Origin of the sequence: Wolbachia endosymbiont of Menacanthus eurysternus, from assembly GCA_029715105.1 — a bacterium.
In the GTDB taxonomy this organism is placed as follows: domain Bacteria; phylum Pseudomonadota; class Alphaproteobacteria; order Rickettsiales; family Anaplasmataceae; genus Wolbachia.
On the sequence record CP085695.1, the window covers coordinates 692711 to 712829 of the forward strand.

The following is a 20119-nucleotide window of genomic DNA, read 5'->3' on the forward strand; positions in this document are numbered from 1 at the left end:
TAAAAATCCTATAGGAAATTAAAATTTATAAAATCTTATGAATAAAAAAATTAATCTACCAAAATTAAACAAAATAATCTAAATAAACGTGAATACCAACTGTTACTATGAACAAGACAACAAAATATACGACAAATATATTTTTATCAACAAAGAAACTCCAATAAAACACCTATATTAAATTATATTTAAGCCCAGTTTTTAACTACAAGACAATTTAATAATTAAAATGCAACGTAACAAAAAAATAAAACACAAAATCAATGAAAACTAATATTATAATATTACTAATATATTATTCCTATAGGAAAATATATAAAAGAACAAAATTTTAAATAAAACGAAAACTTTATCAAAACAACAAATAATTTTATATAAAACAAAATTACTGCATAACCTACAATTTACCCCATTTAATATGGGAGGAGAGTTTACCTAAAAGAACACTCCCACTAAATAGTTTTAAAAAAGTTTTTAGCAAAAAATCTAATAATTATTCTTTATAATTCTCTTCTTCTTGCCACCTTTTTTACTATCTTTTAAAACCACATTTTTAATAGAGAAGAATTCTTTTTTTAAATAAAGCCCCTTTTATTAAAACTTTTCTTTAATTCTTAGATACCAAAATTACTCTCTTTTATTAAAAACCTTCTTCTTAAAACCTTTTTATAATCCAACTCCAATTATACGTATAATAGTCTAAAATAATTTATAATTTTATTGTACAATAAAATTATTGACTTCAGCTCCTTTTACTCATTCTTATTAGAAATTATCAGTTCTAAAAATTAGTATTTATACAAATAATCTTATTAGCAATCTCTAATTACCAATAATTTTTAATTATTAGATTTGACATAAAATAAAAAACAAGTCAGAATTAGCAGATTCCTAATTACATAATAGATGCCAATAGAAATATTAATGCCTTCTCTTTCTCCAACAATGAGTAAAATTGGTGGAAAAATTGTAAGGTGGTGTAAAAAAGAACAAGACAGAGTTGAGATAGGTGATGTAATTGCTGAAATAGAGACTGATAAAACTGTGATGGAATTCGAATCTATAAATGAAGGAGTTTTAGCAAAAATTCTAGTACCAGAGGGAATAAATAATATTCCAGTAAATCAGCCAATAGCTCTAATATTAGAAGACGGAGAAGATAGTAGTACACTTAATCAAGATTATATTACAGATATTAAGACTAATAAAAAAACTGAAAAATATACTTCAGCATCATCAGATTTTTTACCACCACTCAGCTCCAAAACAATGCTAATACCGCCACAATATATAACATCAACATCTGGAAAAGAAAAAAATAACATTAAAACAATAGAGAGAATAAAAATAAGTCCGCTAGCTAGGAAAATGGCTAAAAATAAAAACTTAGATATCAAACAGCTGAAAGGCACAGGACCATATGGTCGTATTATTAAAGCTGATGTATTAAAATTTTTAAATAAAAATATACAAACTAAAAGTCGCGAAAAATTAAGAGAAAATGTTATAATTAAAATAAATAATATGCGTAGAACTATAGCACAACGTCTAGTTGAAGCTAAACAAAATATGCCACACTTTTATTTAACTATAGACTGTCAAGTAGATAAATTGATATCACTTAAAAACGAAATCAATTCAATAGATAAAAACAACAAAGTAACAATTAATGATTTAATCATAAAAGCAGTTGCTTTCGGCATAAAAAAAAATCCGGATGTGAATTCTTCTTGGATAGGAGATAAAATTTTAAAATATACAGATATAGATATTTCAATCGCTGTAGCTCTTAAAGATGGATTAATCACTCCAATAATAAAAAATGCTGATAAAAAAAATATTTTATCTATATCAAAAGAAGTAAAAGATTTAATAAGTAGAGCAAAGTCTGGAAAATTAAAACCTGAAGAATTTCAAGGAGGAGGATTCACTATTTCTAATTTAGGCATGTTTGGTATAAAAACTTTTAGCGCTATAATTAATCCCCCACAATCATGTATTATGGCTATTGGAGCAGCTGAAAAGCAACCTGTTATTATCAATAATAAAATAGAAATAGCAGAAATAATAATAGTAACACTTTCTATTGATCATAGATTGATAGATGGAACATTGGGAGCAAAATTCCTAAATGAATTTAAACATTATATAGAAAATCCTCTAACAATGCTCCTTGAAGCTACATAGATATCTTTTCTTCTATAAAAGAAAACCAAAACTTTTAGTAGAAATCTAATAAATATTTAAAATAATATTTTGTAACTATAAAGTTTACATATTTATTTATAAAATAAACTTGAATTATTTAAATTCATAAATTAAAAATCAATAGGTAAGCTAGTATTTTATAGTTACTACTAATAATAATTACAATACAAGAGAGTTGAAACTCATCCTTATACATTAAATTAATAATTAAATATAATTAAAAATACAAAATAAAATTTATAACATAGTTAATGAATGCATAAATAAATCCGTGTCCATTTTATAAAAGTTTTAACTAATAAAACTCACTCTCTCAAAATTTTACTTAATAAAAGGTTAAATTTATTAAAATTTTTACAATACTAAACTAAGGTTAAAACTTCTTCTTTCATTAAAGTTATACATCTACACCATTTTTATGATAAAAATAAATTGAAAATGTTTTGTAAAATGCTGCACAATTTATTATTTCTACTTTCACCTGAAACTGCTCACTCTTTGATAATTACCATATTGAAAAACATACCTTATAAAAAGCCTATAGAATTACCAGAATCCTTAAGCATAAATTTCTTTGGTAATAAACTTAGGAGTCCTATAGGACTTGCTGCAGGTTTTGATAAAAATGCAGATATCATAAGACCGATGTTATCATTTGGTTTTGGCTTTATTGAAGCTGGCACTGTAACTAAATTCCCTCAGTATGGAAACAAAAAACCTAGAATTTTCCGTCTAATCAAAGATGAAGGAATAATAAATAGATTAGGATTTAATAATAGAGGAATAGATTATTTTCTTAAACGGATAAACGAAACAAAACTTGATGATTGTATTTTCGGTATTAATATAGGAAAAAACAATGCTTCAAAAGATCAAATCGGTGATTATATTGATTTAATAAAAATTATATATGGAAAAAGTAATTATATAGTTCTAAATATTTCATCTCCAAACACACCAAATTTACGTAACTTACATAATAAACATGTATTATCAAAATTGTTAAAATCTGTCACTTTGACCAGACAATCAATTAATAACTCTAAATTTACACCAATAATATTAAAAATATCTCCAGATATAAACCAACAAACAAAAGAAAACATTGCTGAACTCACATTAAAATATAATATAGATGGCTTGATAATAAGTAATACTACAGTCAGTAGAAAGAATTTACATTCTTATCACAATGAGATTGGTGGATTAAGTGGTAAATTGCTATTTAAACTCTCAACTGACTTATTAAGTGATATGTATAAGCTTACTAAAGGTAAAACACTATTGATGGGATGTGGTGGAGTCTCAAATGGAGCTGATGCATATAAAAAAATAAAAGCAGGAGCTTCTTTAGTGCAGTTATACACTGCCATTATATACCAAGGACCTCAGGTTATAAATAAAATAAATCTTGAACTTGCGGAGTTAATAAGAAAAGATGGATTAAATAACATAAGTGAAGCAGTAGGTTGTAACTCTTAATAAGATTCTCTTATTTTAGTAAAATAGAGAACTAATTTTGTTTATAAAACCATCGAATACTTCAACTTAAAATTGAAAAATAAAATGAAAAAAACAAATAATAATACTACAATATCTAAAATCATTAACTATAAATTTAAAAACGATGCAATTCTAGAAGAAGCACTAACCCATCCAAACTTAAATAAAAAAAATAGTAAAAATCAAACTGAGAACTACGAGAGATTGGAATTTCTAGGAGATAGCATTTTAAATATGATTGTATCTACTATCTTATTTAAACTGTTCCCTGAAGAAAAAGAGGGAGCATTAGCAAAAAGAAGAACAGACTTAGTTTGTGGTAATACAATTGCTAATATTGCTAAAAAAATAAAATTAGATAACTTCATCATTATGAAAAGTAATAAACATTGCAATGAAAAAAAACATAACTTAAAAAAATTAGAAAACGCACTCGAAGCATTAATAGGTGCAATTTATATTGATGGCGGGTTTAAAAATGTTGAAAAATTCGTTACTAAATACTGGGAAAAGTTAGCTAAAACCATGCTAATTCCCCCTCAAGATCCTAAAACATCATTACAAGAATGGACTCAAAAAAACAAATTACCACTACCCGAGTATAAACTTATAAAAAAAACTGGACCAGCACATGATCCTGAATTTACTATATCAATTTACATTAAAGATCACGGTAAAATTTCTGCATACGCCTCTAGTAAAAAGGCTGCTGAGCAAAAAGCTGCTGAATTGATGCTAAAAAAATTAGTAACAATAAAATCAATTTAATTTGATATACTTATTTAAGTATTAAAACAAAATTTGTTTTACACTCGAATAAATATTTCAATAAAAAACCTTCTCTACTACAGGTTATGTTTATAACATATAACAAAACTTTTTAAAAAATCAAAGAAAAACAAATTCAAATTTCATCAAAATAAAATATAAATAAAAAGCTCATTTCAGATACACTCTCTCATATATAATATAAAAATTTTTAAATAATTTAAGCCCCTTATCTCAAACAAAACTTTTTCTTTTATAAGGAAACAAATATTAAAAACACTTTTTCTTATTTTATTTTAGAAATAAAGATAACTTTATAGATCATCTTTTTTGTAAAACCACAGATTTTCAAAATTTAATATTTCAACTATAATTTCTTTATTAAAAATTAGAATTCTCCTCTTTTTATTTTGTACTTCATAAAATTATGATCCTAATTAATAGGAACAAAACAAAACTAAAAATCAAACACTAAACCAACCTCAACATTATGAATTGATATACTATGTAAAACTGGTATTGGAATACTTAAATAACGATAACTTAGAAAGGTCTTAACTCTACTAGGTACTATTGAATAATTAACACCAAGCCTAAATTGATAAATAAACCAAGCAATATTTAATGGTATTAAATTACTAAATTTAGGACTAATTCTCTCAAAATCAAAAACTGTTGATCCTATACCAAAACCTATATACGGAGTAAATCGCAAATCTATAATATTAGGATTATAATAAAAATTTAACAAAAATGCAAATATTCTAATTGATCTATCAAATGCTACTATAGAATTATCACCTTTATTAGTATCAATCCAAAAATACACATTTTCAAAATCAATCCAACTATTTTTTATCAAGGCAGTAGTATAGTAACCTAAAGATAAACTATTAATCCAATGAAAATCAACTTTATCATTAAATTTATCAATATTTCTGATTCCATCTTCAATCACATTTTTTATTACAGGAGCGCAATGACCTCCTTTAATGAGGATAAGAATTTTCTCTCCTATTACTCTCACAGAACTCATAAATAACTCTAAATTATCAGAATATATTCTACTAAAATTAGTACTAATGTAAAAATTAGGCTCTCTATTATCTTCTAGTGGAGTAACCTTCTTTTCATCACATTTTCTTAACTCATGACGTATAAATCCATCTATAAAAATCTGATCTCTAATGTTACTCGCACCAACAACGTAAATAAAAAATGTACTAATATATAAAATTATTAATTTAACAATAAATCCTTTCATTACTAATTAAATTAGTACTACTAAATAATATACGTGTTAATAGACGAAAAAGAGAAAATTAAAAACCAATTAAATAACCACTCTTCATACCTATAATACTGGTATCTACAATGCTTTTAGCGTCAACTCTCGATAGAAGCTTTATTGATGCAAAATTTTCTGCTCTACCAATATTATTTTTCTCGACTAAAACTCTTTGTGTAGTTCCTATCAAAGACTGATAAAAATCATCTATCATTTTCTTATTTATTTCTCTTAAACTTTTTACTCTTTCTCTCCGTATATCCTCTGGTACTTGAGGCATTCGTGCAGCAGGAGTATCTTTTCTTTTTGAATATGGAAAAACATGCAAATAAACTATGTTTATTTTCTTTAAAAGGTCAATAGTATCTTGAAACATTTCATCAGTTTCAGTTGGAAATCCTACAATAATATCAGCACCAAATACTATACTAGGTCTTAACTCTCTTATTTTATGACAAAATTCTATTACTTTTTCTCTATTATAACGACGTTTCATCCTTTTAAGGATTAAATTATTACCAGATTGTAAACTTAAATGTAAATGTGGCATAAATCTTGACTCATTAACTATTAAATCTACCAATTCATCATCAACTTCAGCAATATCAATAGAAGAAAGCCTAAGTCTCTCCAATTCTGGTATATCGTTCAAAACTCTCTTAATCATTAAACCAAGCGAAGGTTTACCAAATAAATCCACACCAAAATCAGTAATATCAACTCCTGTAAATACTACTTCTTTATATCCATTTGCTATAAAAATCTTAATTTGTTCTATAATATTACTTATTGGTACAGACCGACTATCCCCCCTTGCTTTAGTAATCGAGCAAAATGTACAACTATGATTACAACCATTTTGAATTCCTATAAATGCTCTTGATTTATCTTGAAATTCACTAATTAAAATAGATTTATGTCTATTTTCTTGACTATCATTATCTAACACTTTGTTATCATTTGATAAATAATTTTCAATCTTAAGCTTATCTTGATTATTAAGTACTTTACTCACACCAGGCATATTACTATATAATCTAGAATTTAATTGAACTGCGCACCCAACTACAATAATTTCTTTACTCGGATTGTTCTTGTGAATTTTACATATTTTTTGTTTTACTTGTCGCTCTGCTTCATTTGTAACAGCACAGCTGTGTACTACAACAACATTCTTTTTCCCCGCTTTTTTCAATATTCCTCTAATTAATTCACTCTCGTAAAGATTCAGACGACATCCAAATGTAACTATTTCATTCATTCTATAAAACTTTTCTATTTATAATATTAAATTCGATTATAAAATATTAAACATTCACAAATAAACTTTTATTAAGATAAAACTGCATAAACACCCCAAAATATGTTTGTTTATAAACAACAATCCTACCTATTTTAACGTCTAATAGCTCTTGGTACTACAAAATATCCATGCTCAGACTTCGCATTAAATAATATTTCCCTTTTAATATTTTGAGAATTTACAACATCATCGCGCGTATAAGTACTCTTATCTATATTACCATAATACACAGGAAAAACACCCTCAGTATTAACTTGTGATAAAATATCATGTATCCAATTCAATATCGCTAATTCTTTAGAAAAAAACTCAATTTCGTCATCCGATAATAACTTAATTTTCACAAGCTGTGCAATTTTAAGCATTTCTCTCCTAGAGATTGTTACTTTTCTTTTTTTTGCAAATTCTACTAGAGATATAATAACGTCCTCTATTGACTTATTAGCTGACACTAATACCCCCCTTAATAAAACGAACTAAAATATCTACAACTGAAACGATCTTTATCTTACTATTTTTTTTTAATTTATAAAATATTGTATCTGTAATTACTAATTTTTCTAAAAAGGAAGAAGAGATTTTTTCAATAGCTTTTTCTGAAAGAACACCGTGCGTAATACATGAAATAACAGATTTTGCTCCATGATTTTTCAATACGAGAGCAGCATTACACAATGTACCACCAGAATCAACTATATCATCAATAATAACGCAATTTTTATTTGTTACACTTCCTATTATATTTACCACTTGAGAAATACCTGCTTTTTCTCTATATTTATCCATTAAAATAATCTTATTGCTAAATTTATATTTTTTTTCTAAAATCTTTGCAAATGCACGAGCCCTACTTATAGCTCCGATATCTGGTGCGATTATTGCTAAATTTTCCATACATACAAAGTCAACAAATACTTCAAAACAGTTTAAATTAGTAATAGGTATATCAAAAAAACCCTCAATTTTATTCGAATGTAAATCAATAATTGCAATACTACTTACACCTGCAACTTGAATAAGATTCGCAATTAATTTTGCGCTTAAAGCGGATTGAGTATTATCATCTTTAATAACCCTATCTTGTCTACTATATCCATAGTACGGTATAATTGCTGTTATTTTCTTAGCTCTTAACCTCTTTACCGCATCAATTATAAGCAAAAGCTCCATGAGATTATCATTCACAGGTGGAGAAATTGATTGTACTATATATACGTCTTCTTGATTATAAATATCATTTCCTACACGGATATCCATCTCGCCATCTGCAAATTTTGATACATAAACAAGAGAAGACTTAACGTTTAATTTAGAGGCTACAGATTCCCCTAATTCTTTACTAGCACTACCTACTATTATTTTCATAATCTAAACACAACTAAAATTTCCAAAATTAAATAAATTCTAAAATAATTTAAACCTTTTATTTTAAAAAACTTTTTATCAAAATTTTTCTAACTTAGAACAAAACTCAGTTATATTCTATTTTATCATTAATTAAAATAAAGCCCACCCGAAATATCACTATATCCAAAAACAAAATTTCAACATCTCATTTAATAAGCATTAACTTTACATTTAAGTATTACTAACAGTTTTAAAACTATTTAATAAAATTCTTTAAACTTATTAATAAGATCACCTATTAAAATTAAAACATTAACAATTTCTTTATATTATTTATTTTATATATTATTTTTACAAGTACACACTAATTTAGTGATATAAAATAATTCCTCATAAACAACTCAATAACTTATATAAAGTTATATAAACAGAAATATACAAGAAGCAACAAATAATAAACTTTTACATAATTAGAATCTATTGATTCCACCTACAGAGAAGAGACTGCTATTTGCAACAACTACAGTACCAGAAATCTTATCATGTAAAGCCTGACAACGTTTATCAAAATTTGACAATATAAAACCTAAAAATAATGGCATAGCTGATAACATGAGAGCAAAAAATCTACTTATTGCCTGTTTTAAAGACATTTTTTTAAAAGTTTGTCCGTCTACAACTCTAAGACCAAACACTAATTTTCCAGGTGTAGCAGCAAATCTAACCCACATATATAAAATGTAGCTAAATAACACAAAGAACTGAAACATTTGATTTAAAATTACCAACTTAAAGGATTTGCTTCGTATTTCACTCTCTATTTCAGAAAAAATCGCCTCATGATGTTCTAAAATTATTTCATTCAAATTTAAGAGCAAACTCATAATCATATTACAGAACTGTAAAACTATAATAATAATAATCAAATCAAGCAATATAGATATATAACGTCTAAATCCTGTCACATAGCATATTCCACTTTTATCTATTTTTATCTTTTGAACATTGCTTGCCATAAAAAGCAAAACAGAAAATAAACGATAAAAAAACTTATACAACATATACAATATAAAATATTTTTACATTTAACTCTACCCCTGACCGGATTTGAACCAGCATGCTTTTAATAGCAACAGATTTTGAGTCTGCCGTGTCTTCCAATTCCACCACAGGGGTATTAGAACCTAAATGCTATAAGTTGATAAAAAAATAGTCAATTTTTTTGTTCTATATATCTTTTAAACAAAGATTAAATATCCTACACTAATCGATAAATTAATTACTTTTCAAAATCAAAATGAATAAACCAATTAACTCCATTACTTCTATAAGTATAGATAAGGAAATATGTAAATTACCATATAACTTAGAAGCTGAGCAAATGCTTATCGGTGCAATGATTCGTGATAATAGAATTTGCGATGCAATTGAAAATATGATTACACCAGATAGTTTCTATGACCCATTACATCAAAATATTTTTACTCAAATAATAAAAATTAGAAAACATGGTGTCATTGCTAATGAATTAAATCTCAAAATGTTCTTTGAAAACGACAAAACATTTATTAAATGCGGTGGTGTTAAATATCTTGCAAAACTTGCAGCAAAAGCAAGTATTGCACTTGATATCTACAACCTAATCAGAATAATTCATGACACCTACTTAAGAAGATGTTTAATCAAATTAGGACATGAAATAATTAATAATAGCTATAAATATGATATTGAAAACCCCGCACAGGCGCAAATCGAACAAATAATAACTAAATTATTTAACTTATTAAGAAAACAAAACGAAAAAACATATATAGAGCTTGCTAGCTCAATTAAAAATGTAGTCAAAAAAATAAGTATGCTAAAAAATAATCCAGAAGCACTTGGAATTACAACAGGACTTCAAGATTTAAATCAAATTCTTGGTGGTCTACAAAAATCAGATTTATTGATTCTAGCTGCAAGACCTTCTATGGGCAAAACAGCATTAGCTCTAAATATTGCACTTAATGCCTGTAAATTCTTATATAAGAAAACAAATAAACATCACTACGTAGTGTTCTTTTCACTTGAAATGTCAGCAGAACAATTAACTGCAAGATTAATTACTATAGATTCAAAAGTTAGTTATTATAAAGCATTAACTGGAAAAATTAGTAATTTTGAATTACACGCATTTATTAGTGCAAGTACAGAATTATCTGAATTACCTTTTATTATAGACGATACTCCAGCGCTATCAATTAGCACTCTTCACACAAGAATACGTCTACTATGCCAATTATATAATGTAGCAGTAGTATTTATCGATTATCTGCAATTAATTAAAGGAACAACAAAAAGAAGTAACGAAAATAGAGTACAAGAAATCACAGAAGTGACACAAGGTCTAAAAACAATTGCAAAAGAATTAAATATTCCAGTTGTTGCATTATCGCAACTTTCCCGTTCTGTAGAACAAAGAGATGAAAAAAAACCACAACTTGCAGATTTAAGAGATTCAGGGAGTATAGAACAAGACGCAGATGTAGTAATGTTTTTATATAGAGAAGAATATTATGAATTAAGAAAACAACCAAATGAAGGAAGCAATAAACATCGAGAATGGCAAGAAAAAATGGAAAAAATTAGAAATTTTGCAGAACTCATTATTGCAAAACAAAGAAATGGACCAATCGGCAATATAAAACTATACTTTGACTCTAGTAGAGGAGCATTTAAAGACTATACAGAAGAACATATTTAATTAACAAATATTATAAATTGTTTTACATAAAAAATACTTTTTTATATATATAACAATAAAGAGATTACACTCTCTTCTTTCTCATTAAATTATTTAAATAAAAACTATAAAATAAATATCACAAAATTATTCAATAGCTTTATATGATTATTAATATTAAAATTTATAAAAGAAACACACCTTTAAAAATATTAAATTATTTTGTTTATTACTAACAATATACATTGTTACTTCGTTTACGAAAATAAACTATCTAAAACTGATCCTAATCTCTTGCGTTAAAACAGTAAAAAGATAAAATGCTACGGGGACCTCCTAACTTTAATTCTACTCCATTATATAGTTATTACTAAAATATTTAAGGTAGAAAATAAGTAAGATATAAATTATACAGTATTTATACCGCATATAAGTCAGAAACCATAGATAATGATCTTTACTTCCTAACAAAAACTTAAACTTTCAACCTTAAGATCTTCTTGTTAAGAAAATTTTATATAAAATACTAAAAACTCTTGTATAGATTAGGAATCTTATCTAAATAAGTTTTCTATGAATAAAATAGAAACTAATTAAAATAACATTCATAAATGAAGTTAATAAAGTAAAATATCAAAACTAACCCAATTAAAAATTTTGATCAAAAACCAATAAAAATTACTTATATAATTTACTCCTATTTTATATCTTTAAATTTATTCTTTTCGTATATAAACCAATTAACTACAATTACTAATTAACAGTAATAAGGATTTTCAAATTTGCGAAGTGTCCTAATTTACTACAAAAATATCCCAACAACTCTTTCTCTAACATCATTTAATCTTTAAAAAGATAGGAGTAGGTCTTGGTAGCTCAATACCTGAACTTATGCAAGCCTTATATAAAGACTTTAAATCACGTTCTTCTTTCGGAATTTTCAACTGATCTAATATTATTTCTGCTGACTTTGGAACGATTGGCTGCAATAAGATACCAATTATTCTAATATATTCAAGTAACTTATATATTACTAAATTTACACGCTTTTTTACATTAACTTTAATTAATATCCAAGGCGCGTTTTTATCTATATAAGCATTAGCTTCAGAAGAGATACTAATAATTAGAAGTATGATCCGATCATACTCATACCTTAATAGATGATCTATCACCTTATTAAATAAAACTTTACAATTTGGAAGTTTTTCTTCGTTTTTTAACAAACTTTTATCAACTACTGGTATAATTCCAAAATACTGTTTATGCAAAAACGAAATTGTTCTTTGTATTAAATTTCCTATATTGTTCGCTAATTCTGAATTTATTCTATTAATCATATTTTTTCTATTAAAACTAGCATCTTGACCAAATTTTACCTCTCGAAGAAGATAATATCGTAATTGATCAACACCAAACTCTTTCACTAAATTAATCGGATCTATGATATTACCAAAAGACTTAGATATTTTCTTTCCATCATTCAGCCACCAACCATGAACCGCAATTTGCTTAGGCAACGGTAAATTTGCAGCTAGAAGAATGGCCGGCCAATATACTGCGTGAAAACGCAATATATCCTTGCCAATCACATGAATATTTAAGGAACTACTATTTGCCCAAAACTTTTTATATCCTTGACCTTCAACATCTGGAAAACCTACTGATGTTAAATAATTAGTAAGTGCATCAATCCAAACATAGATTATATGTTTATTACTACCCGGTACTTTTATTCCCCAACTAAAACTACTACGAGAAATTGAAAGATCAGTAAGTCCTGATTTTATAAACGATACTACTTCATTTTTTCTACTTTTAGGTAAAACAAAATTCGGCTGATTTTCATATAATTCTAATAATTTATCCTGCCAATGCGACAAACGAAAAAAACAACTCTCTTCTCTTACCCACTGAACTTCACCACCAGCTGGAGTTTTACCATTTATCAACTCAGATTCATGATAAAACGCTTCATCATAAACCGAATACCAACCAGAATAATAACCAAAATATACCTGCCCCATTTCTTCAAGTCTATTCCACAAAGCCACCACAGCTCTCTCATGACGTTTTTCAGTAGTACGTACAAAATCATCATATTGAAAATTCATAAACTTAGTTAAATTCTTAAATGAAACATTTATTTTATCTACAAATTCTTTTGGTCGTACTCCATATGCTTCAGCCGCTTTCTCAATTTTTTGCCCATGTTCATCCGTACCAGTAGTAAACTTAACATCTTTTCCAGCAAGTCTCATAAATCTCGCCATCACATCACATAAAAGAGAAGTATACACATGACCAATATGTGGTCTATCGTTTACATAATATATAGGTGTAGTAATGTAAAAATTTTCAAATTGTTTCACCATTTAAAAACCTAATTTTATCCACATTTATCACAAAATTAATAATTTGTTGACTTTAACATTAGATGATTAAAATCACACCACCCTCTTTTTGTAAAAACTCAATACTACCATGTACCATCGTAAATCATTACACATTTACTAACAAAACTATAATTAACCACAACCCACCCAATCACAAATTTAATATTAAAAGCATATCCCTATAAAGGAAAACATAAAAATTTTTTTACACTTAACTTATTTTATATTTCTTCCTTGATTTTTAAATCACTCTAATTGATTAGAGTACTACTAATAAATATAGAAATAGAATAAGAAATATAATAAAATTACATAAAATTAATATTTTGATAAGTTATATATAATATATGTAAAAATTACATATATAATATAATAAATTATACAAAAATTGTTTTATCCTAACAAAAATAAATATTGATTTTATCTCCACCCACGCTCCAAACCACTTCAACAAATAAAATCCACTAATGATTCACTAGTGAATAAGATAAGATTATCAATGATTATTGATAATTTCTATATTTTCCACTCAAGCCAAATTTATTCTTTAGATATAAAACTCTTTATTTTTTATAACCCTTCTTATTCTAAAATATTTACTTTAACAAGAAAAACAAAATGAACTAATATTTATATTTTCATCTAATAAATTAAATTTATCTAAAATATGCAAAAACACTATGTAGGTATTTGTTTCATGCTACTTTTTACAACTGGCACATTATTTCTAATGCGCCCTATGATTTTTCCATGTTTGATATCTATCATTGTTGCATACTTATGCAACCCACTAGTAGTAAAATTTGAAAAATATAAAATACCACGCTTATATTCTGCAATTTTTATTACAATAATTTTACTAATAATTCTTATATTAATCTTTGCATTTATATTGCCTATCATATACGTCCAAATATCTTCAATATTAAACTTCCTAATTAGTAGAGTCCCTTCGCTAAATCTAGTGAATATTACATCTAAACTAAAATTTCTTGACATAACAAAAGATTGTTTATTTGATTATTTATACGAAATAAAAACAAAAAATTATGAAAATAATATATCTTATTTTATAAGCATCTTTGATATCATAGGTAATTTCTTAATTCAAGTATTAAACTCAAGCTTTAATTTAATTCATACATTATCACTAATAGCTATTACTCCTGCAGTATTCTTTTATATATTACGTGATTGGCCTTTTATTGTAATAAGAGTTAATAAATTGATTCCTATTCCCTACAGAGAGGAAGTTGTAAAATTTTTTTTAAAAATAGATTTCATTGTATCTAACTATCTAAAAGGACAAATAAACATATGCATTTTTATGATGATTTTTTATTCCATAGGTCTTGATTTAATAGGACTAAAACATTCTATTACCATCGGAATCTTATCGGGAGCACTAACATTTATACCTTGTATAGGACCATTGTTATATACAATAATTGGTGTTCTAAGCGTTATTGCTCAATTTAACAGATGGTCTGAAAGTGTCGCTGTCTTAACGTTATTTGGTATTGAACAAATAATAGACACAAATCTGCTTGTTCCTTTATTAATAGGAAAAAAAATCCATATGCATCCAACTATAATTATTCTTGGAATTACTATATGTACATCATACTTTGGAATTATTGGTATATTACTTTTTATTCCAACAATAGCAGTATTCTATGCTTCAACTAGATGTATAATCTATAAATACCTCAAAAGCAAATTTTATAAAAACGGTTAAATTTTTACTTATAATAAAAAACATATATATGCAAATATATACACAGAAATAATAAAAGAAACCTACTCACTAAAAAAAGTTAGTGTAATAAAGGTAAATAATCATCTATTGTAAAAATAAATAACCAATTGAAATCTCTCTAAAATTTTAGAGAGATAAAAGAAACAAATACACAAGTAAAAACTTTGCATCATTTTTACATATCTTTCTTCTTATATTAAGAATGGCATCCCATCCATTGAAAATGTTTTACCCTTATTAAAATAAAAATAAACCAAATAAAGGTTTTCAATTTATACATAATTATTTTATACAATATATTTCAATAATTAAATTTATATAAAACTTCACCAATTTAAACCATAATCTAATTATATGATAAAAATAAAACTAAAATTTAAAAAAACAAAACGAAAATTTATTGTACTCGCCATATTGATAAATAGTTTATTTATCTTATCTCTTTTATTAGATAAAAATCATATTCCCAGCAAAATTATAATTAAACAAATAGATATAGAACTAAAGAATAAATTCTAAAATTTCTATAAATAGAACAAATTAAAAAGTACTTTTATCAAAAAGCCTCTATAAGTCCCATTTAAGATATAGAAAACCACTATTTTTTTTTGAAAACAACTCTCATATTTATAAATAAAACTAAGCTACATATTCCTTCCTATATATAAAATAGGAAAACAAAAACATTTTACTCACTAATAAATAAAACTTATCAACTTAATATTTCTATTCTTTGCTAAGATCCTTTAAAATGTTTAAATAAAGCCCCCCCCCCTTACTCTCATTACCATACAACATAAAACAAATATATTTCAACAAAATTACTCTCTATAAAATTTCGGTTGACTTATATCATTACATTCTAACAATAATATACAGACTTATCCTTGATAAGGGTATTTTAAAATTTAAAAATATCTAAAGTCATGACGTTGATATTAAATGGGCTACTGTTCAATCTCTTTTTTATAATATGGGAAATAGTATACACTTCAGTTACACTTCCAATGCTTCTACTCCCCATACGTATAATAAATACTTTTCTTACCTATTCAATAAGAATTGTATTATACATGCTTTATTTATTGCATAATATTGAATATACTGTTAAAGGAGTGGAGAATATACCAAAACAACCGTTCATAATTGCTTCTAAACATCAATCCCCGTTCGAAGCATTCATCTTTATACTTTTATTTAAAAACGCAGTTTTCATTTTAAAACGCGAACTAAAATGGATTCCATTCATTGGTCTGCATCTTATAGCACTAAAAATGATTTTTATTAATCGTGTAAACGGCATTAAATCTATCAGACACATTATTAATTTATCTAAAATCCGTATAAAAGAAAATAGAAATATAATAATATTCCCCGAAGGTACTAGAACATCTATAACACAAAAAATAAAATATCAACCAGGAGTTGCGGCACTGTACAATGCGCTATCTATTCCCGTATTACCAGTTGCATTAAATACAGGATTATTCTGGCCAAAAAATATATTTTCTATAAGAAAAAATTCTGGAAAGGCAACAATAGAGATATTACCTCCTATACATCCAGGATTAAACAAAAATGAATTCTTAAAAAATTTAGAAAAAACTATTGAAGAAAAAAGTAAAAAATTAACTATAGCTAAAACTAATAATTTACAAATTAATAAAAAAAATCTATAATATGAAACAAGTACAGTTAAGATTTTAATCTCATATGGCAAATCATAAAAATGCTAAAAAAATGATAAAAATCATCGCAAAACGTAATTTAATAAATAAAATGTTTAAAAATAAAACACGCACCGCTATTAAAAAATTGGTTAATATGATTGAGTCTGGTAATAAAAAAAATATTGCTGTAGCATTTCAAAATGCTGAATCTAATTTACAAAAATGTGCAAGTAGAGGTATCATTCACAAAAATACTGCTGCACGTAAAATACGTCGCTTAAATATAAAAGTTAAAACACTAATATCTTCTTCCTAACAGGTCGTAACTATAAAATTTTCAGTTCACACCCTTTCCCTTTTGCAGAATCAAGTCGACCTAATACCTAAAATTTTCTAAAAACACCAACTACTAATCACGTTTATAAACTTAAAATACCTCGCTATACCATAAAATATACAACACAAAAATATATATAAAAAGATCATTAAAATATCTCTATGTATGCTGCAAATCATCTTAATTATCAATAAATAATATATAAAACTAATAATCAAAAATCCATAAACTCCAATTAAATTGGAAAACATACAATAGCACTTTTTAATACTAAACTCTCTCTCTTTACAAAGATTTTCAAAATAATCTTGATAAATCTCTCCTCTATCAATAGAGGAAACTAATTCAATTGAAAATTTCTTTTTATACACTAATTAAATAAAATTAAAGTTCAAAACCTCTTCTTTGTAATAACCCAAAATAAAATAATATATATACCACAAATATAAAATGGAAAATTTTAATAATAAAAACTACTATTTTAATCTCAAACGATAAAAATTTTCATTCATTAAATGAGATGACCCTGATCTCTCTCTTGTCTATAAAAATAGAGTCTATAATACACAGTAAAAATATTAAAGAAATTACTTATAAAGTAATAAAATCCATAGAAAAAAAAATAAACCTCTCAAATTAGATTTAATAAGCTCGAAGATAATCTTAAAATACAAATAATATTTTTATTAATGTTTCTTATCCATATCCTAAAATAACTCCACACTTATATTTTACATTCTCTCCTCCGTAAAACTATACTATAGAATTGAATAAACTCATATAAAATAAAGCTAAGATCTCAGATAATTGGGTGATACAATCCCTTTAAATATAACACCACATAAATTCCTACGCTCTTTTATAAATTTATAAGGGAGATTATATAACTAAAGTAAACTTACATTACATATCACAAGAATTTTTCATATTATAAATCTAATATGCTTAAATATTATATTTAAAAAATTTCTACTACAAAATAAAAATCCTTTTTCAGGTTACCTTCATATTCTTAAGTTTCAAGAGAATTAAATTTCTTAATTTTGAAGTTAGCACTAGCACATTTATGCTTTTTTGTCTCCATCCCTTATCTTAGATGTAGGTATAGGCGAACTAACTTGTAAATTCTGAACATCCATGAAAAACAAACCCTTTTTCTCGTTCTTTATATCAATTATAGTATGAGTGTTAAGGGGTAATGGATCATTTATATACCCATGCCCTACCCCCTGAATTGTAAACACTGGAAAATTGACACTTTTTGCAAATCTTTCCTTTACTCTTTCAACAAGATTACTATTGCTAGAATTAACAAAGTTACCAAAAATCACCGCTTGTACACCATCAAAAATATTAGCCTGTTTTAAATGATCTAAGCTACGTTCCATTGCATATGGATAAACTCTTATATCTTCTAAAAATAGAATTTTTCCTTTTGCATTTACTTGCCAAACAGTTCCTATACTATTTTCAACTAATGTCATATTACCACCAACAATTTTAGATTCTAACCTACCATTTTTTAACTTAATGTTATTATTAATTATCTTCAAGTTATCAAATCTAATAAAATCTTGTTTATTTAATATTAATCCTTCTAATTTCTCAATGGAACTCTCCGAAACAGAATTATTTACTATCATTTCTAACATAGTACCATGCAAGGTTTGCCAATCATACTTAGCTTGTAAATACGTATGCAAAACAGTTACATCACTATAACCTATAAAAACTTTTCGAGTAATCTTTTCTTTTTGATCGCTTGATAATTTTTCCAGATAAGGAATTAACCTAGAAGCTCCTGTTCCACCTCTAATACACCAAATTATTTTGCTTTTACCAATTAAAGCATTAATCAAATCATTAGCTCTAAATTCATCAGAATTAGAATAAAATGAATTATCATTACTATATATTTTTTCCGAAACATGAGGATAAAAACCTAAAGCCTCCACATATTCTTTTATAAAAATTAAATCTGACTCTCTTCCTTTTGAAGAAGGAGCGATAATATCAACTTGATCAATTGCATAAATACTACTCGTATTAACACATAAAACAATAACGTAAAAAATATAAATAATAATAAACATTAAAATATCTTATAAAATTCTTTTTTTAATAAAAAGTCCAATTCAGAAAATGAAACTTCAACTCCGAGCTTTTTCATTGATGTAACACCACAATCTTTTAATCCACAAGGAATAATGCCTCTATAGTGAGAAAGATCTGGAGAAACATTAAGTGCTATACCATGATAAGTTACCCATTTCCTTATATGTATACCAATAGCTGCTATCTTTTCCATTATTCCGTTGTTACTTACCCAAATACCTATTTTATCTCCCCTGAACTCTCCAATAATGTTAAAATACCTTAAGACATTAATAATCCAATCACTCAAATCTCTAATATATAATCTTATATCGCATTTATTTCTTTCTCTAAGATTAAGCATTAAATATACAATACGCTGACCTGGACCATGATACGTATACTTGCCACCTCTATCCGTTTTATACACAGGAAATAAATTTTTCACGATCATTTCTTCATCAGTTACACCAATACCTGCCGTATAAAGTGAAGGATGCTGAAGTAACCATACTAATTCGTCAGATAATCTACTATAAATTCTTTTATTTTTTATTTTCATGAATTTTACAGCATTACTGTAATCAATTAATTGATCAGTTATTAACCATTTCACCATATTTTCACTTATCTGTATTTAATATCTTATGTTTTGTATTAACTATCTGAAGCTTTTTTTATTTAATTTCATTAATTTCAGTAAAACTTTAATTTTATTTACATA

General features: G+C 26.0%; 15 protein-coding genes and 1 tRNA gene. 7 read left to right on the forward strand and 9 right to left on the reverse strand.

Annotated features, from left to right (window positions below; translation table 11 throughout):
- The first annotated feature begins 906 nt into the window (after positions 1-906).
- The 3 genes from LJI21_02815 (at position 907) to rnc (ending at position 4479) form a co-directional block, all read left to right on the forward strand.
- Positions 907-2187, forward strand: a complete 1281-nt coding sequence (locus LJI21_02815; protein ID WFW29673.1) for a pyruvate dehydrogenase complex dihydrolipoamide acetyltransferase — start codon at positions 907-909, stop codon at positions 2185-2187.
- A 471-nt stretch (positions 2188-2658) separates the two neighbouring features.
- Positions 2659-3690 (forward strand): quinone-dependent dihydroorotate dehydrogenase, encoded by a 1032-nt coding sequence (locus tag LJI21_02820; GenBank protein ID WFW29674.1) that lies wholly within the window; start codon positions 2659-2661, stop codon positions 3688-3690.
- A gap of 84 nt (positions 3691-3774) precedes the next feature.
- A complete protein-coding gene (gene rnc / locus LJI21_02825; GenBank protein ID WFW29675.1) occupies positions 3775-4479 on the forward strand; it encodes a ribonuclease III in 705 nt (234 codons plus the stop codon).
- A 457-nt stretch (positions 4480-4936) separates the two neighbouring features.
- Here the strand turns inward: rnc and LJI21_02830 are convergent, their stop codons facing one another.
- The 6 genes from LJI21_02830 to LJI21_02855 all read right to left on the reverse strand — a co-directional run bounded on the left by LJI21_02830 (position 4937) and on the right by LJI21_02855 (position 9593).
- The gene (locus LJI21_02830) at positions 4937-5743 is read right to left on the reverse strand and encodes a P44/Msp2 family outer membrane protein (protein WFW29676.1); all 807 of its coding nucleotides are present in this window, start codon (positions 5741-5743) and stop codon (positions 4937-4939) included.
- Between the two features lie 58 nt (positions 5744-5801).
- The gene (gene mtaB, locus LJI21_02835; GenBank protein ID WFW29677.1) at positions 5802-7028 is read right to left on the reverse strand and encodes a tRNA (N(6)-L-threonylcarbamoyladenosine(37)-C(2))-methylthiotransferase MtaB; all 1227 of its coding nucleotides are present in this window, start codon (positions 7026-7028) and stop codon (positions 5802-5804) included.
- A 134-nt stretch (positions 7029-7162) separates the two neighbouring features.
- Positions 7163-7522, reverse strand: a complete 360-nt coding sequence (locus LJI21_02840; GenBank protein ID WFW29678.1) for an aspartyl/glutamyl-tRNA amidotransferase subunit C — start codon at positions 7520-7522, stop codon at positions 7163-7165.
- Positions 7512-8435, reverse strand: coding sequence for a ribose-phosphate diphosphokinase (locus tag LJI21_02845; protein WFW29679.1), 924 nt, complete (start codon positions 8433-8435; stop codon positions 7512-7514). Before LJI21_02845 ends, LJI21_02840 begins: the two co-directional genes overlap by 11 nt.
- A 452-nt stretch (positions 8436-8887) precedes the next feature.
- A complete protein-coding gene (locus LJI21_02850; GenBank protein WFW29680.1) occupies positions 8888-9478 on the reverse strand; it encodes an RDD family protein in 591 nt (196 codons plus the stop codon).
- A 31-nt stretch (positions 9479-9509) separates the two neighbouring features.
- Positions 9510-9593: transfer RNA gene (locus LJI21_02855), tRNA-Leu, on the reverse strand.
- Between the two features lie 121 nt (positions 9594-9714).
- Here LJI21_02855 and LJI21_02860 point away from each other — a divergent pair.
- On the forward strand, positions 9715-11160 hold the full coding sequence (locus tag LJI21_02860) for a replicative DNA helicase (protein ID WFW29681.1): 1446 nt from the start codon (positions 9715-9717) through the stop codon (positions 11158-11160).
- 815 nt (positions 11161-11975) lie between these two features.
- Here the strand turns inward: LJI21_02860 and metG are convergent.
- Entirely contained in the window at positions 11976-13511 is a 1536-nt protein-coding gene (gene metG / locus LJI21_02865) for a methionine--tRNA ligase (protein ID WFW29982.1), read from the reverse strand.
- Positions 13512-14232: 721 nt separating this feature from the next.
- Here metG and LJI21_02870 point away from each other — a divergent pair.
- The 3 genes from LJI21_02870 (at position 14233) to rpsT (ending at position 17280) form a co-directional block, all read left to right on the forward strand.
- Positions 14233-15273, forward strand: coding sequence for an AI-2E family transporter (locus tag LJI21_02870; GenBank protein WFW29682.1), 1041 nt, complete (start codon positions 14233-14235; stop codon positions 15271-15273).
- A gap of 956 nt (positions 15274-16229) precedes the next feature.
- On the forward strand, positions 16230-16973 hold the full coding sequence (locus tag LJI21_02875) for a 1-acyl-sn-glycerol-3-phosphate acyltransferase (protein WFW29983.1): 744 nt from the start codon (positions 16230-16232) through the stop codon (positions 16971-16973).
- 34 nt (positions 16974-17007) lie between these two features.
- The gene (gene rpsT, locus LJI21_02880; protein WFW29683.1) at positions 17008-17280 is read left to right on the forward strand and encodes a 30S ribosomal protein S20; all 273 of its coding nucleotides are present in this window, start codon (positions 17008-17010) and stop codon (positions 17278-17280) included.
- Between the two features lie 1085 nt (positions 17281-18365).
- Here the strand turns inward: rpsT and LJI21_02885 are convergent.
- Complete coding sequence (locus tag LJI21_02885; GenBank protein ID WFW29684.1) at positions 18366-19394, reverse strand: LD-carboxypeptidase; 1029 nt, start codon at positions 19392-19394, stop codon at positions 18366-18368.
- Positions 19394-20014: a lipoyl(octanoyl) transferase LipB gene (gene lipB / locus LJI21_02890; protein ID WFW29685.1), complete on the reverse strand. Its 621-nt coding sequence runs from the start codon at positions 20012-20014 to the stop codon at positions 19394-19396. The genes LJI21_02885 and lipB overlap by 1 nt, the downstream gene beginning before the upstream one ends.
- Between the last annotated feature and the right edge of the window lie 105 nt (positions 20015-20119).